We start from the raw sequence: 13912 nt of genomic DNA on the forward strand, positions 1-13912 counted from the left end.
ATCCTGAGAGTTTTTAAAAGAACAACTTCGGTAAGCAAAAAGGAACTGCGCCGAATCGGTGCAGTTCCTTTTCATTTGACAGATAAAATGACCATATCGGCGGCTTCCCCCGCCAATTCCCACAGGTGTCGAGCCGTCCCTCTCTTTGCCTGGCAGCGAGCCCGGGGCGAAGGTGCGTGCCACCCGTCTTTTTGGCCGGAGCTACCCCCTCTTGCAGACCAGCAGGGCGTGGTTGCTCATTCCGGTGCAGGACTCGCTGTCCGCCATGCTGTCCAGCAGCGGTCTCATCAGCTCGAACTTTTCATCGTCCATGGCCTCGACGGCGCTCATCATCACAAAGAAATCGGTGCCGAGGTTTTTGACCTTCTCAAAGCCGTATCTCCGGGCGACCGCCTCGATCTCCTCGGGCATGGTGTAGAAAAACAGGTCGGGGTTCACGTCGTCCCTGCTCTGCTCCAGCAAAAACGCGTTTGCCCGCTCGTTGGGGTAGCGCTCCCTGAGCTGGTCGTGCACGCAGCCGCCCGCATAGACGCCGACCCGGCTGATGTAGGCAAAGGCGGCCACCCCACCCCGCCTGCAGATCCGCCTGCACTCGGAAAACACCAGTTCCCGCTCGTCCGGGGGCAGGTGGTACAGGGGGCCGAGGCAGAGGACGACGTCGAAGGCACCGTCCGGAAGTTCCCGCAGACAGGTGGCGTCCCCCAGCTGCGCCCGCACGTTTGCAAGCCCCCTCTTGGCCGCCTTTTTCCGGAGCGCCGCGACGTGTTCCGGGATCAGGTCCACCCCCAGGTACTCCCGGCACCGGTCGGCGAAGTGCAGGGCGTAGTAGCCGGTGCCGCAGCCCAGCTCAACCACCGACGCGTCCCTGCCGACATACCCGTCCAGGTGGCGCTTGGTGTAGTAAAATTCCAGCCCGGCGTACCGGGACCGGGTGGCCCGGCCCTCCTCCTCGCCGCCCCGGTACTTCTCGCGGACCCGGCCCTCGTTCCTCGCCATCTTTCCTCTCCCCTCCCCTTTGCGGGGCGCTCTACTCGAACGCCTTCTGCGCGGCGGCCTCCTCCACAAATTCCAGCGGGTGCTGGATGAGGGCCGCCACCTCCTGCGCGCTGTGGCCCGCGGCCAGGTAGCGCCGGGCGATCACCCCCATGTCCTCCCCCACCTCGATCAGGTGGCCGTCCGGGTCGTAGAGGCGCACCACCCGCTGTTTCCACTCCTGCTCCTTTGGCGGGCCGGCCAGCTCGACCCCGCCGTACCCCTCCACCCGGGCGAGGAAGGCGTCGAAATCGTCCACCTCGAAGTAGAGCTCCATGTTGTGGCTGCGCGAAACCACCGACGCCGGTTCCAGCCCGGTCAGCCAGGCAAAGTCCTCCTGCACGGCAAAGCCGCCGTCAAAGGTGACGTTTTTGCCCAGGTCCAGGCTCACCTTCTGCCCGAAGAGGGCCCCGTAAAAACTCTTCGAGCGCTCCACGTCCTGCACCGCCAACAGCGGCAGCCGGTATTTGATCTCCATCCGTCTCATCCCTCCATCTCGTCCAGGCTGCGGTAGTAGCCCGGCATCAGCTTTTCCAAAAAATAGTCCACCTCGGGCAGGCGCATCTGCCGCAGGTCCCTCTCCTGGGCGGCCTTGGCCGCCCCGAACTCGGTGTTGCCGCTCTTTTCCTCCTCGATGCACTTGGCCAGGGCCGACAGCTTGTCCGCCGCCTTCACCAACTGCTCCACCTCCGGGTCGGCAAAGGGCTCAAAGTAGCGGGCAAAGTCGGGGCGCAGCTCTTCGGGCAGCATCCCCAGCAGCCGCTCGTCGGCAATGCGCTCCACCTGTTTGTAGGCCCCCCGGATCTCGTCGCTGTAGTATTTGACCGGGGTGGGCAGGTCGCCGGTGATGATCTCGCTGGCGTCGTGGTAGATGGCGCAGAGGGCCAACTGCCCCAGGTCCACCCGGCCGCTGTAGAGGCGGTTGCGCACCGCCCCCAGCCCGTGGGCGATCATCGCCACCTCCAGGGCGTGTTCCGACAGGTTTTCGGTGCGGTTGTTGCGCATCAGCCCCCAGCGGGCAATGTATTTCATCCGGGAGACCATCCCGTAAAAGTGGTACTCTGCCATTCCAAACCATCCTCCCCAAAATCGGCCGCCGGTTTTTCACAGGTTGCACAAAGCGGCCCAAAAGGCCCAAATCCGACGGAAAAATGTGCTATAATGGCCGCAAGCGGTTGTCGCCCATCCCGGGCGGCCGCCCTTTGGCAGTGGCATCTGGCCACAGGGCAGGGAGCAGACAGTGTTTGCACCTGCCCGGCCCTCCCCCGCACAACAGCCGTTTTGCGGCTATTATACCATGAAAGAGAGAAAGCAGGAAGTGAGCATGCAGCCAACCTCCCCCCTCGCCGGCAATGCCGCCGGCCAGAAAGAGCGCACCGCGGCGGTCTTTTTTCTCTGCTGCCTGATGGCGGCCCTTTTTTTGCTGCCCTTTGTGGTGGCCGACGGAGGGGTCTTCCTCTACTTTGGCGACTACAACGTGCAGGAGATCCCCTTCTACCAGCACGTCCACCAGCTGGTGCGCAGCGGCCGCTGGTTCTGGGACTTCGGCACCGACTTGGGGGTCAATTTCATCGGCTCGTACAGCTTTTACATGCTGGGCAGCCCCTTTTTCTGGCTGATGCTCCCCTTCCCCACCAGCTGGGTGCCCTACCTGATGGCCCCCATGTTCTGCCTCAAATTCGGGGTCTGCGGCCTCACCGCCTACGTCTACCTGCGCCGGTTTGTGCAAAACCGGGACTACGCCATGCTGGGGGCCGTCCTCTACGCCTTCTCCGGCTTCACCGTCTACAACATCTTCTTTAACCACTTTGTGGACGTGGTGGCCATCTTCCCCCTCCTCCTCATCGGGCTGGAGCGGTATGTGGTCGACGGCAAAAAGGGCGGCTTCGCCATCGCCGTGGCCCTGAATATGATGCTCAACTACTTCTTCTTTGTGGGGCAGGCGGTCTTTTTGCTCCTCTACTTCTTCTGCCGCCTGCCCTGCCGGGAATTCCGCGTCACCCCCCGGGTCTTCTTCGGTCTTGCCTTTGAGACCGTTCTCGGCTGCATGGGGGGGCTGGTCCTCTTTTTGCCGGGCATCCTCGCCGTCCTCGGCAACCCGCGGGTGGACAACTTCCTCTTCGGCCAGAACCTGCTGTTTTACGGCGAGACCCAGCGCTACGGCGGGCTACTCTCCTCCTTCTTCTTCATGCCGGAAGTCCCCTCCCGGCCCAACTTCTTCCCACAGGAGTGGGCCAAGTGGTCCTCCATGTCGGCCTGGCTGCCCCTCTTTTCCCTCACCGCCCTCATCGCCTACTTTCGCACCGTCAAAAAGAGCTTTGTCAAGCGGGCCCTCGCCGTCTGCGCCGTGATGGCGGCCGTCCCCATCCTCAACAGCGCCTTTTACGCCTTCAACAACTCCTACTACGCCCGCTGGTTTTACATGCCCATCCTCCTGATGTGCCTGGGCTCGGTCAAGGCGCTGGAACTGCCGGGGGTCTCCTTTCGCAAGCCCGCGATCGCCACCGGGGTGGCCATCGGCTGCTTTGCCCTCATCGGCCTGGTGCCGGCCAAGAAGTCGGGCAAGATCGTCCTCGGGGCCGAGGCGGACACCCTTCGCTTCTGGGTCTGGATCGCCTTTTCGGCGGCCTGCCTGGCCCTTTTCTGCCTGCTCCTGCGCCGCCGGCGGGAGCACCCCCTCTTCTTCCGCGCCACCCTGGCCTGCCTCTGCGCGGTGAGCGTGGCCTACTCCCTGGTCTATCTCAGCTGGGGGCGCAAGTACTCCTACGGCAGCGACTACATGCGAAACACCGCCCTCGCCGGCGGGGCGGGCATCGTCCAGCAGGACGACAGCGGCTTTTACCGCAGCGACTACTACAGCGCCATGGACAATTTGGGGATGTTCTGGCAGACCAACACCATCCAGTGCTTTCACACGGTGGTGCCGGTCTCCCTCATCGAGTTTTACGAGTACCTGGGCGTCACCCGGGACGTCCACTCCAACCCGCCCATCGAGCAGTACGCCCTGCGAAACCTCCTCTCGGTCAAATACCTCTACGACGACCAGAGCTTTGCCCAGTCCGCCCCCATCGGGCAGCTGCCGGGCTACCTCTCGCTGGGGCGGCGGGGCGACTTTGAGGTGTACCAAAACCAAAATTACCTGCCCATGGGCTTTGCCTACTCCCAGTACATGACCCAGTCCCAGTGCGACGCCCTGGCCCAGTCCATCCGCTCCCGGGCCATGCTCCAGGCCGTCCTGCTGGACGAGGAGGGGATCAACGAGAACCAGGACCTGCTCTCCCCCGCGCCGGACATGCTGGACGCCGAGCTGGAGAGCTACAACCTGAAAGCCGACTGCGACGCCCTGCGCGCCCAGTCCGCCTACGCCTTTGAGGAGACCCGGACCGGCTTTCTCTCCCGCACCGACCTGGCGCGGGAATCCCTGGTCTTTTACAGCGTTCCCTACGACAAGGGGTTCACCGCCACCGCCAACGGCAAACCGGTAAAAATCTACCGGGCCAACGCCGGTTTCATGGCGGTGCGGGTCCCGGCGGGGGAGTGCGAGATCGTCTTTTCCTACGACCCGCCCGGCCTCACGGTGGGGAAATGGGCCTTTGTTGGTTTTGCGGGCATCTACCTGCTCTACCTCCCCCTCTGCCTGCGCTCGGCCCGCCGCCCCGGCCCCCCCGCCCGCCGCATCCGGCGGGCGCGCTGAAGGGCGCTTCAAAAAATGGCCCCTTTTTTTGGCGGAAAGGGCAATTGAAAAGACCGGGCAAACCGGCTATGATGAAAGGTACAAAATGGGAGGGAATCTATTTTCCCCGCCAATGGACACAGACAAATTCGCGATGCGATATGAGGAGGCCTGACAGATGGGCGATTACAGAGCACTGCAAAATGGAAGCGACATCCGCGGCGTTGCGTTGGAGGGGGTCGCCGGCGAGCCGGTGAACCTCACCGAGCAGGCCGCCCGGGAACTGGCGGCCGCCTTCGCCCTCTGGCTGTCCCAGAAGACCGGCAAGCCCTTGCCCCAACTCACCGTCTCGGTGGGGCGGGACTCCCGCCTCTCCGGCCCGGCCCTGCTGGCGGCCGCCGCCGAAGGGCTGCAGGGCGCCGGGGTATCGGTGGTCGACTGCCAGATGGCCTCGACCCCGGCCATGTTCATGTCCACCGTCCTGCCCGGCCACGGGTACGACGGGGCCATCATGATCACCGCCAGCCACCTGCCCTACAACCGCAACGGGCTCAAGTTTTTCACCAGAGAGGGCGGACTGGAGCACGAGGACATCGAGGCCCTGACCGAACTGGCCCTGGGCGAGCTGCCCAGCGGGCAGAGCGCCCCTGTGCGCCAGGCTGACCTGATCTCCGACTACGCCCTGCACCTGGTGAAGAAGATCCGCGAGGGGATCGACGACCCCGACCACTACAACCAGCCCCTGCAGGGCTTTAAGATCGCGGTGGACGCGGGCAACGGCGCGGGCGGCTTCTTCGCCCAGAAGGTGCTCTGCCCCCTGGGCGCCGACGTCTCCGCCTCCCGCTACCTCGACCCGGACGGCCGCTTCCCCAACCACGTGCCCAACCCCGAGGACCCGGCCGCCATGCAGTCCATCATCGAGGCGGTGAAGGAGGGGGGCTGCGACCTGGGCCTCATCTTCGACACCGACGTGGACCGGGCCGGCGCGGTGGACCGAAACGGCAAGGAGATTAACCGCAACCGGCTCATCGCCCTGCTCTCCTGCATCGTGCTGGAGGACTGCCCCGGCGGCACCATCGTCACCGACTCGGTCACCTCCAGCCACCTGGGCGCCTTTATCGAGGAGCTGGGCGGGGTGCACCACCGCTTCAAGCGGGGCTACAAAAACGTCATCAACGAGTCCATCCGCCTGGCGAAGGAGGGGGTCCCCTCCCCCCTGGCCATCGAGACTTCGGGCCACGGCGCCCTCAAGGAAAACTACTACCTGGACGACGGCGCCTACCTCTGCGCCAAGATCCTCATCAAGGCCGCCACCCTGCGGCAGGTGGGCAAGACCATCGACACCCTGCTGGCCGACCTGCAGGAACCGGCCGAGGCGGTCGAGCTCCGCTTCAAAATCAAGGTGCCCGACTTTGCCGCCTACGGCAAGCAGGTGCTGGCCGACCTGGAAAGTTATGTCGACGCCCAGCCCGGTTGGGAAAAGGCCCCCCAGAACTACGAGGGCATCCGGGTCAGCTTCTCCGACGAGGGGGAGCGGGGCTGGTTCTTGCTGCGGATGTCCCTGCACGACCCCATCCTCCCCCTGAACATCGAGAGCGACGACTGCGGCGGGGCCAAAAAAATCGCCGAGAAGGTCTACGGCTTCATCCAGCGCTACGACCAGCTGGACATTCAGCCCCTGAAAACCTATCTGGGCCTCTGACGCGCAAAAAAGAGAGCGGCCGCCAACTGGGCGGTGGCTCTCTTTTTTCCTTTGCCCTACTGGGGCCAGCTCTTCAGGCAGAGGCGGCAGGCCTCCCGGTCCACCGAGGGGGGCAGGGGCTGGATGCCCGGCCGGGCCCGACCGGCCAAAATCTCCTCCAGACTCAACAGCTGCAGGGCGTACCCCAGGTCCATCACCTCCAGGGGGTTGCCGGCCCCCGCCGCCAGGTTGATGGGGTTGGCGCTCTGCAGCAGGTAGGCGCTCCTGTCGGCAAAGCGAAATTCCTCGATCTCGCCGGGCAGCCGCCGGACCTCCCGAGCGGCGGCCCGCAATCCCTCCACGTCGATTTCCATGTTGTAGTGGCCGGCGTTGCAGAGGACCGCCCCGTCCCGCAACAGGGGCAGGTGGCGGGGCCCCAGCACGTCAAAGCGGCCGGTGACGGTGACCACCAGTTCCGCCCGGGGCAGCAGCTCCTCCAGCGCGCCGGTGCGGTGGCCCTCCACCCGGGCCTTGAGCAGCCGCACCGGGTCGGTGTCCCAGACCATGGTCTGGGCCCCCAGGGCCCGCAGCCGCTGGGTGATCCCCGCGCCGCAGTAGCCGTAGCCCACCACCAGCACCGGCTTGCCCCCCAGCAGCATTGAGGTGGCCCGCAAGATCCCGTCCACCACCGACTGGCCGACCCCGGCCTCGTTTTCGATGAGCCGCTTCACCGGCGAGTCGTCGATCACCAGCAGGGGGAAGTCGGGGGCGATCCCCTCCCGCTCCAAAATCAGCCGCCCCGAGCGGGTCTCCTCGATCCCCCCCAGGGGCCGCCAAGCGGGCGCCTCCCCCGCAAACTGCTGCAGGATGCCCGCGCCGTTGTCCATCAGCAGGTCATAGGGCCCCTCGGCCAGGGCGGCGCGGAGATTTTGCCGCAGGTCCTCCAGCCGGTCGCCCCGGCCGGCGAGCACCGTCACCCCCGGCAGGCCGGCCAGGTAGGCGGCCGTCCCTGGTTTGGTGGAGCCCAGGTTCCCCACAAAGACGATCCGCTCGGCCCCGCCCCGCAGCAACACCTCGGTACGCACCGCGGCCTTGGGCTCACAGTGCATGCAGATGAGGAGAGAGCGCCCCGCAAAGGGCTTCTCCCGCCCGTAGCGCTCGCCGAACTGGCGGAGCACCGGCATCTTGGCCCGCCGCCAGACGACCTCCGCCTCCCCCTGGGGCGCTAGGGCCCGGTCGTCGATTTTGGATCGCAGCATCTCTTCGTCCTCCTTCGCATTTCTCCTTCTATCATACCCCCTCCCCCGCTGGGCCGTTAGGACAAAGGTCACACTTTCTCTTTTTCCTCCTTGGGGGTATAATGGAGTCACAGAAAGGGGCGATTTGGATTCGCTGTTGCACCTCTCCCTCCACCTGCACGAGACTTCTCTCCCCCCGGAGGGGGAAGGGCTGCGCGCCGCCTGGCGGCAGCTGTTGGACGACCCCGGCTGCCACCTGATCGTAGCCGAGGAGGAGGGGCGTATCCTCGCCTCCTGCACCTGCTACCTCCTCCCCAACCTGACCCGGGGCGCCCGGCCCTTTGCCCTGGTGGAAAACGCGGTCACCCACCCCGACCACCGCCGGCGAGGCTGCGCCACAGCCTGCCTGCGCCAGGCGGAGGAGGTCGCCCGCCGGGCGGGCTGCTACAAAATCGTGTTGATGAGCGGCGCCAAGGACGAGGGCACCCTCTCCTTCTACCGCGAGGCGGGCTTTGACAGCGGGGAGAAGACCGCTTTTATTCGGCGGTTCTAGCCCTGCCGCAAACCGATTTTTCAGAAAGGGGACCTGCCCGTGTCCACCGCCGCCCAGCTCTACGACGAGTGCGGACTGCAGCGCTATTTTTCCGCCGACCTGCGCCCCCTCTTCACCCTCTGCCCCTTTCCCAAGGGGGCCCATCTCTGCCAGAAGGGGGCGCCGTTTTCCACCTTCTACTACTTTGTGAAGGGCCGCGCCCAAGTCTACACCCCGCTGGAGAGCGGCGCCCTCCTCCTGCAGGGGTACTACACCCGGCCCCGGTGGATCGGGGACGCCGAGATCCTGCTCTGCGACACCTACTTCTCCAGCGTGCAGGCCCTCGCCCCCTCCCTCTGTCTGGGCGCTCCGCGGGAGGCGGTCCTCCGCGCGGTCGAGGGGGACGCCCGCTTTTACCGCGCCATCGGCCAGGATCTGGCGCGGATGGTCCGCCGCAACGGGGGGAACACCGCCATCAACCTCTCCTACCCCCTCAAGGCCCGGGTCTGCGCCTATCTGGGATATGAGGCCCGCCAGCAGGGCAGCCTGTCGGTGCAGGTCAACCTCTCGGCGGCCACCGCCCTGCTGGGGGCCAGCTACCGCCACCTGCAGCGCTGCCTGCGCCAGCTGGAAGAGGCGGGCGCCCTCCGCCGGGAGCGGGGGCGCATCCTCCTGCTGGACACCGCCCTCTTTGCCCCCATCGAGGGGGGCGGCTACGAGTACGCCTGACCCCCCATCCCACCCGCCAAAAAGAGCGCCGGACAGAAACCCGTCCGGCGCTCTCTTCACAAAAAACAAGGTCAGTTCGCCCCGCCAAATACCTGGGGGTACTGGGCGGTGACGGCGGGGATCAGCTGCAAAAACAGGGCTGAACTGCACCGCTCAAAGGGGGTCAGCTGCAAAAAGATCACCCGCCCCTCCTGCACGCAGGCCATCTCGGCAAAGCCCGGCAGCTGCTGCAGCTCCTCCAGCGTCAGGGCGTCGGTGCAAAAGAGCACCTCCGGCTCGGCCATCCCCTCCAGGGCGGCATACCCTTGTGCGGCCGCGGCGGTGTTCTCCCCCAGCAGCCGCCCGAAGAGGTCGGCTTCCAGCGTCCCCGCCCCCGCCAGGTAGCCCCGCGGGTCGCAGAGCACCGCAAAGCTGGGGCGGTGCGCAGCGCCGATCGTTTCATCCAGGGCGGCCACCCAGCTCTCCACGTCCGCGGCGAAAAGGCGGTCTTCCTCCGCCCGTTCACCGGCAAAACAGGCGGCGATGTCCCGGTAAAAGCCGGCCAACCCCTCCAGGGTGGTGGGGGCGGCAAGGACCACCACCGGGCAGTTCACGGTCCCCTCGGGCAGGGGCTGGGTGCTCAGCACCAAGTCGGCCTTCAGCTCGGCAATGGCCGCCCCGTCGGGGAGGAGGGCGGTCCCCACCGGCTGGGCGCCCTCCAGCCCGGGCAGCCGGCTGCCGTCGCAGACCCCGGCGATCTGCCCGCCGTAACCCATCCCCACGGCTGCCTCCGCCAGGTGCTCCGAGAGCACCGCCACCCGCTTCGGCGCGCCGGAGATCGTCACCCCCCGCACCGTCGCCGGGAACCCCTTTTGGCCGCAGCCGGCCAGCAGCAGGGCGGCCGCCAGCAGCAGGGCCAGCCCTCGCCGCCTAGCCATCCGCCTCCACCAGCAGGGTGCCCAGCAGCCGCTGGGCGGACTGGGGGGTGAAGGCCGTCTGCTTGAGCTCCCACTCCAGCGCCCGGCGCTTGAGTTCGTCCCGGGGCATCTCCAGCCCCCGCAGGGGGGCCAGCTTGTAGAGCAGCTCCAAATACTCCAACTGGGTCAATTTCTGCAGCGGGAGCACCCGCTCAAAGACGATGCCCGCATCGGCCAGCCCCTCGGCGCTCACCGCCGTGGCCGCCAGCGAGACGTTCCCCGGCAGCGACCCCACCTGGGTGAAGTAGTGGGCGATGGCGCGCAGCTGGGCGTCGGTGATGTCGTCGCAGAGCACCAAAAACCGGGCGGGCATCTCCCCCAGCGCCGCAAAGAGGGACTCCACGTCCTCCCCCCGGCACCAGACCAGCCGGGTGCCCTGGGCGCACTCAAACCAGCAGGTCTTGGCCAGGGTGGTCTTGCCCGCGCCCTCCTCCCCGGTGATGAGCAGCCGGGGCATCGCCCCCTGGGGCGCCAGGGAGAAGAGGGCCTGCCCCTTTTCATAGCACCCGTCCAACCCGGCCAAGGTCTCCCGGCGGCTGGGGCCCGACTGGGGCTGGGGCACCAGCTCCCCCTCCTCGGTGTAGCAAAACACCGGGCACTGGGCCGCAAAGCCGCAGCCGTTTTCCCGGTAGTGCTCGGCCAGGCGGACCAGCTCGTCCCCCCAGTCGCCCTCGGCCCGGTATTTCTTGTGCCCCTCGGTCCACTCGGGCAGCACGTCGATGACCCGCTCCCTGTCGCCGTAGGCCGAGAACAGGAGCACCTTCAGCTCCCTGGCGGAGGCCTTGGAGAGGGCGCAGAGCATGCTCAAATCGTTTTTGGCCGCCTGCCGCAGATGGGATGGGGTGGCCAAAAAGCCCTCTCTGGCGCAGAGGGCGGAGAAGGGGTTTTCGTCCCGCAGCGCCCGGCCAAAGAGGTAGTCGGGCAGCGAGCCCTGGCCGTCCCCCTCGCAGAGGGCGCGGTAGAAGCCGCACCAGGCCCGGCAGACCTGGTCAAAGTCCCCCCCGAAGAGGGAGCAGAGGCGCTCCAGCTCCCGAAGGGCCGGGCTCTCGGCGGTCTCCCGGTAGAGGGAGATGGACTGGATGTAGAGGTGGAGGGATTCAAAGCGGTTGAGTTTGCTCATGTCAGCGGCTTCCTTTTCGTCTTTATTTTCTTTTATTCTACCGGGTTTGCCCCCCACCGTCAACCAAAGGGCCCATTCCAACCGCCCGCGCGGTGAGAGAGGGCCGTTCGCCGCGGGAGCGGGGAGGAGATGGCGTTCCCCGCCCCGAGGAGAGCGCTTCCACCCCTTGCCGCGCCCCTCCGGACAGGGCCGACCAAGCGGGGGTCTGCCATCCTTCCGTGCCCTCCCTGCATCCTTCCCTGCCCTCTCGCACGGCCGCTTGCGATGGCGAGCTCTTGCGGCAAGGCGCGACAGGTGCTCCCTGTCCCCCTCCCCTGCCCCGTCGGGGGCGGCGCAGCGCCTGTTCTCGCCCACAACCGATGACTTTGCCAGCCGACCCCGCGCGACAAAAGCGCGCTGCCTCCTGTTGGGGGCAGCGCGCTGCAAATTATATGGGCAATGCCTCTTCCATTTACAGCTTACAGCAGTTCCTGGTAGTCCGCGATCGTCCGGTCGGCAGCGCAGGCCGTCCCCTCGCCGCCGGTCACCGCCACCGTGCGGCAGCCCGCAGCCCTGGCGGCAGCCAGGGCGTGGGGGGCGTCCTCAAAGACCCAGGTCTCCCCCACCGCCGCGCCCAGCCGGGCGGCAGCCACGGCGTAAAACTCTGGCCTCTCTTTGTTGCAGCCGGCCTCGGTGCAGCTGTGCACAAAGGCAAAGTAGCCGCGCAGGCCCAGCTCGTCCAGCACCGCCTCGGCGGTGGCCCGCTCCACTGCGGTGGCCAGGCAGCAGGGCACCCCTGCCGCAGCCAGGGACTGCAGGTATGCCTCCGCCCCCGGCAGGATCACCGCGCGGCCCCGCTCGCGCACCGCCGCCCAGTAGCGGCGGGCGACGATCCCGTCGATCTGGCGCAAAATCTCCTCCGGGGGATAGGGCACCCCCAGCTCCCGGGAAAACCAGGCGGCCGACTGCTCCAGGCTCATGGCCGTCAGCCGCTCGTCCAGATCCACCGGCACCGGGACCCCCTGCTCCACCAGGTAGCGCTCCCCCACCCCCGACCACACGTCCATGGTCCAGAGCAGGGTGCCGTCCAGGTCAAAGGCCGCAGCCTTGGGCGTCACTTCCACAGCCGGCGGGTCAGCTCGTCGAGCTCTCTGGTGGCGGCCAGCACGTCGTCCTGGGCGAAGATGGCCGAGACCACCGCCGCGCCGTCCACCCCGCTGGCCTCCAGCTCCAGCAGATTTTCCGGGTGGATGCCGCCGATGGCCACCACCGGGATGGAGACGCTCTCGCAGAGGGCTTTCATCTCGGCCATGGACATGGTGCCGTCGATCTGTTTGGTGGTGGTGAAGAAGGCCGCGCCGGTGCCCAGGTAGTCGGCCCCCTGCGCCTCGGCCTCGCGGGCCTGGGCGATGGTCTTGGTCGAGACCCCGATGATCTTGTCCGGGCCCAGGATCTTGCGCGCCAGGTCACAGGGCAGGTCGGTCTGGCCAATGTGCACCCCGTCGGCGTCCACCGCCTGGGTGATGGTCAGGTTGTCGTCGATCACCAGCGGCACCCCGTAACGGTCGGTCACGGCCTTGACCTCTCTTGCCACCTGCAAAAACTCCCGGTCGCCGGCCTCCTTCTCCCGCAGCTGCACAAAGGTGGCGCCGCCCTTAAGGCAGTCCTCCACCATCTGCCCCAGGGTGCGCCCCCGCAGCCAAGCCCGGTCGGTCACGGCGTACAGCCGCATGGCGCTTCTAATCTGCTCTCTCGAAAATTTCAATGTCCTCTCCTCCATCCAGTTCCCCGCCGGTCAGGCAGGCCAATTCGTCCATGAGCAGCACCCGGTAGCTGCCGGTGCCCTCCCGTCCTGTCTCCTCCAGCAGCCGCCGGTACGCCCGGGCGCCGCACAGCCCCATGGCACAGACGGCGGCCGCCGCAGCCTCCAGCGGCTGCTCGGGCGAAGCCGCCAGAAAGGCGCCGGTGACGGCGGTGAGCATGCAGCCGGTGCCGGTGACCCGGACCATCAGGGGGTGGCCGCCGCGGATGGCAAAGGTCCTCGCCCCGTCGCTCACAAAGTCCACCTCGCCGGTGACCGCCACCACCGTCTGCGCGCGGCGGGCGAGGGCCCCGATTTGGGCCGCCCGCTCCCGCAGGGAGGCGGTGGCGGCCAGGTCCTCCGGCGCCGCGTCCACCCCCCGGGCCCCACCGCCCTCGCCCAGCAGGGCCCGCAGTTCTGACAGGTTGCAGCGAATGGCCGCCAGCGGCAGCTCCTTCCAGAGGCCGCGGGCCGTCTCGGTGCGCAGGCGGGACGCCCCCGCCCCCACCGGGTCCAAAACCACCGGGATGCCCCGGCGGGCCGCCTCCCGCCCCGCCCCGTAAAAGGCGTTTAAGTTCTGCCGGCGCAGGGTGCCGATGTTGAGCACCACCCCCCCGGCCAGGGCGGCGATCTCCGCCACCTCGTCGGGGTCGTCGGCCATGATGGGGCTGCCTCCCACCGCCAACAGGGCGTTGGCGCAGTCGTTCATGGTGACGGTATTGGTGATGCAGTGGATGAGCGGCCCCTGCTCCCGCAGGGCGTTTAAGTACTGTCCCAGCAAAAAGATCGCTCCCTCTCCGCACAATTTTGGGTACAAAAAAAGAGGATGCACCCGACTGAATGCACCCCCGCGCCCCCTGTTGAGGCGGCGCTCTTTTCCCTACGTTGGCATGATCCAAATCAGGTTGAAACCGGTCGACACGATGGCGACGAATAGTCGCCATCGTGTCCCCATTTGTTTTTGAAAACTAAAGTTTTCAATTTTGCCCGTTGGGCAAAACCTACAAATGGCACGGTAACAACTAGTCTCTGCTCCTCACCTTGGCTTCTGCTTCCGTGAGACGAATAGTCGCCATCGTGTCCCCATTTGTTTTTGAAAACTAAAGTTTTCAATTTTGCCCGTTGGGCAAAACCTACAAATGGCACGGTAACAACTAGTCTCTGCTCCTCA

Annotated in this window: 14 protein-coding genes; 4 read left to right on the forward strand and 10 right to left on the reverse strand. The window is 66.5% G+C overall.

Going from position 1 to position 13912, the window contains the following annotated elements; all coding sequences use genetic code 11:
* Positions 1–201 precede the first annotated feature (201 nt).
* The 3 genes from ACTNAU_RS01365 to yfbR are packed head-to-tail and all read right to left on the reverse strand — an operon-like array spanning position 202 to position 2100.
* Positions 202–996 (reverse strand): class I SAM-dependent methyltransferase, encoded by a 795-nt coding sequence (locus ACTNAU_RS01365; protein ID WP_441097298.1) that lies wholly within the window; start codon positions 994–996, stop codon positions 202–204.
* A 31-nt stretch (positions 997–1027) separates the two neighbouring features.
* Entirely contained in the window at positions 1028–1504 is a 477-nt protein-coding gene (locus ACTNAU_RS01370) for a VOC family protein (protein WP_441097315.1), read from the reverse strand.
* Positions 1505–1515: 11 nt separating this feature from the next.
* Entirely contained in the window at positions 1516–2100 is a 585-nt protein-coding gene (yfbR, locus tag ACTNAU_RS01375) for a 5'-deoxynucleotidase (RefSeq protein ID WP_441097299.1), read from the reverse strand.
* Between the two features lie 229 nt (positions 2101–2329).
* Here yfbR and ACTNAU_RS01380 point away from each other — a divergent pair, with 229 nt between their 5' ends.
* Both ACTNAU_RS01380 and ACTNAU_RS01385 read left to right on the forward strand, forming a co-directional pair.
* Entirely contained in the window at positions 2330–4726 is a 2397-nt protein-coding gene (locus ACTNAU_RS01380) for a YfhO family protein (RefSeq protein WP_441097300.1), read from the forward strand.
* A gap of 157 nt (positions 4727–4883) precedes the next feature.
* On the forward strand, positions 4884–6407 hold the full coding sequence (locus tag ACTNAU_RS01385; RefSeq protein WP_441097301.1) for a phosphomannomutase/phosphoglucomutase: 1524 nt from the start codon (positions 4884–4886) through the stop codon (positions 6405–6407).
* A gap of 56 nt (positions 6408–6463) precedes the next feature.
* On the opposite strand, the gene ACTNAU_RS01390 is transcribed toward ACTNAU_RS01385, so the two are convergent.
* On the reverse strand, positions 6464–7645 hold the full coding sequence (locus ACTNAU_RS01390) for an adenosylhomocysteinase (RefSeq protein WP_441097302.1): 1182 nt from the start codon (positions 7643–7645) through the stop codon (positions 6464–6466).
* Positions 7646–7769: 124 nt separating this feature from the next.
* Between ACTNAU_RS01390 and ACTNAU_RS01395 the strand changes: the two genes are divergently transcribed.
* Both ACTNAU_RS01395 and ACTNAU_RS01400 read left to right on the forward strand, forming a co-directional pair.
* Positions 7770–8177 carry an N-acetyltransferase family protein gene (locus ACTNAU_RS01395; RefSeq protein WP_441097303.1) on the forward strand — a complete coding sequence of 136 codons (408 nt, stop codon included), beginning with the start codon at positions 7770–7772 and terminating at the stop codon, positions 8175–8177.
* A gap of 39 nt (positions 8178–8216) precedes the next feature.
* On the forward strand, positions 8217–8885 hold the full coding sequence (locus ACTNAU_RS01400; protein WP_441097304.1) for a Crp/Fnr family transcriptional regulator: 669 nt from the start codon (positions 8217–8219) through the stop codon (positions 8883–8885).
* A gap of 71 nt (positions 8886–8956) precedes the next feature.
* Here ACTNAU_RS01400 and ACTNAU_RS01405 read toward each other — a convergent pair whose 3' ends face one another.
* The 6 genes from ACTNAU_RS01405 to ACTNAU_RS01430 all read right to left on the reverse strand — a co-directional run.
* On the reverse strand, positions 8957–9802 hold the full coding sequence (locus ACTNAU_RS01405) for an ABC transporter substrate-binding protein (protein WP_441097305.1): 846 nt from the start codon (positions 9800–9802) through the stop codon (positions 8957–8959).
* Positions 9795–10961, reverse strand: coding sequence for a hypothetical protein (locus tag ACTNAU_RS01410; RefSeq protein WP_441097306.1), 1167 nt, complete (start codon positions 10959–10961; stop codon positions 9795–9797). Before ACTNAU_RS01410 ends, ACTNAU_RS01405 begins: the two co-directional genes overlap by 8 nt.
* A gap of 458 nt (positions 10962–11419) precedes the next feature.
* Positions 11420–12064 (reverse strand): HAD family hydrolase, encoded by a 645-nt coding sequence (locus ACTNAU_RS01415; RefSeq protein ID WP_441097308.1) that lies wholly within the window; start codon positions 12062–12064, stop codon positions 11420–11422.
* Positions 12055–12705 carry a thiamine phosphate synthase gene (gene thiE / locus ACTNAU_RS01420; RefSeq protein ID WP_441097309.1) on the reverse strand — a complete coding sequence of 217 codons (651 nt, stop codon included), beginning with the start codon at positions 12703–12705 and terminating at the stop codon, positions 12055–12057. The genes ACTNAU_RS01415 and thiE overlap by 10 nt, the downstream gene beginning before the upstream one ends.
* Positions 12680–13522, reverse strand: coding sequence for a hydroxyethylthiazole kinase (gene thiM, locus ACTNAU_RS01425; protein ID WP_441097310.1), 843 nt, complete (start codon positions 13520–13522; stop codon positions 12680–12682). Before thiM ends, thiE begins: the two co-directional genes overlap by 26 nt.
* A gap of 119 nt (positions 13523–13641) precedes the next feature.
* Positions 13642–13912: hypothetical protein (locus ACTNAU_RS01430; RefSeq protein WP_441097311.1), on the reverse strand; the 271-nt coding region annotated here is incomplete at its 5' end.

Source organism: Bittarella sp. HCP28S3_D9 (assembly GCF_052065655.1).
GTDB lineage: Bacteria > Bacillota > Clostridia > Oscillospirales > Ruminococcaceae > Bittarella > Bittarella massiliensis.